Origin of the sequence: Okeania sp. SIO2B9 (assembly GCF_010672505.1) — a bacterium.
Classification (GTDB): Bacteria; Cyanobacteriota; Cyanobacteriia; order Cyanobacteriales; family Microcoleaceae; genus Okeania; species Okeania hirsuta.
The window spans coordinates 1-1,384 of the sequence record NZ_JAAHGK010001635.1 but is presented as its reverse complement, the minus strand read 5'-3'; the positions used below and the strand labels follow the sequence as shown (position 1 = coordinate 1,384).

Genomic DNA, 1,384 nt, shown 5'->3' with positions numbered 1-1,384 from the left:
CGGGAGGTAGACAAACATCTTGATCGAAGCGGATCAACATTTATTTATGTAAGGGGGTGCTTTCCGCCCCACCCTGTGGAGGAGTGGGGAAACCAGCACCCCCTTACCAACCCCCTTATGGTTGTAGTAGATATGCATAGATAGAAAATAGTGAGAAAAACCTTTCCTATCTAAGATTCATTATCAATATATGTCCTAACCAACCCTTTCTTTGCTATAGTTAATTGCCTATAGAAGTCTATTAGATACTAGAAAACTTATTTATCCGGTTTAGGAGATTGCTTGATTTCTGATTCGGCAGATTTTAGCGCTTGGTCTAAGATAATACGAGCTTCTTCTGCTTTTTCTCTTGCTTCTCTATAACGTAAATTAGCCACAGCAAAAGTTTTCAACACCTTAAAACCATCTTTAAGATTAGCAATTTCTTCAACAGTGACAGCTTCATCTGTGAATAGTACCTCAATTGCAGAACGAATCTTTAGTGCTTCCTCTCTCGATTCTACAACCTTAATCTTCAGTGCTGCTAGATCGCTAAGTATTTGTACTGCTTGGGCAACAGCTTCTTCTTCCTCAGAGGCAATTTCCTTTGATTCTTTTGACTCTTTGACCTCAATAAATTGCTCCGGACTAAATCCATTTTCTAATTCTGTGAGTATTTCACCAGAGTCCATCATTTCCACAAGCTTATCCATAGCTTTCTGACGAGCTCGGGGTGACTCTTTCCCCCTAACAGTTATAATCGTATCTGGATTTTGAGGCAAGGTATAACTAACCATAATTTGACTAACAATTTAGGTATAAATATAACTAATATACAGTAAAAATAATCATACCATTTTAGACGGAGCTAGCTGTAAATAATTAATAATTTTTGCCTGCCCTAAATTATTGTTAATGACGAGTGAAAAAAAATTGTAGTTAGCTCATATTTAACCTACTATAGCTATCCTAGATAGAATATGAACATTAGCTACATATCAAGAGAAGTCACTCTTAGTATTTAGATAACTAACATTTATTCAAAACTTATTTAGGACAGCTATATTACAATATTCTGATGTACGAAGTCTATGACTTAAATTATGAGGTTTCAATCTAATTAGCTATGCGAAATGGATGGCTGAAAAAACTACAGAGACTATCCCCTATTTAGAAAATACTGAGCTATTTGGATAGTGCTAACCCTACTTCTGAAAATAGCAGAGACTTAACAAATGTTTCATATCCACAGTGGCAACATCGTTTTTTGATTGCTCGACTAAATTTAACATTGTGGCTAGCTTTTTTCTTTTTCTTGAGTAGAAGTATACTCAGTTTAATCTTCTTCATACTAGATAAATACCCTCCTTTAGAAGAGTGGGAAATTGCCAGGATTTTAGTACAA

General features: G+C 35.5%; 1 protein-coding gene and 1 pseudogene. One reads left to right on the top strand and one right to left on the bottom strand.

The window, feature by feature from the left end; all coding sequences use genetic code 11:
• Positions 1-257: 257 nt before the first annotated feature.
• Complete coding sequence (locus tag F6K13_RS33280; protein WP_124144976.1) at positions 258-776, bottom strand: hypothetical protein; 519 nt, start codon at positions 774-776, stop codon at positions 258-260.
• A 392-nt stretch (positions 777-1,168) separates the two neighbouring features.
• On the opposite strand from F6K13_RS33280, the pseudogene F6K13_RS33275 reads away from it, so the two are divergent.
• Positions 1,169-1,384: pseudogene (locus F6K13_RS33275) on the top strand (hypothetical protein); the annotation flags it as partial.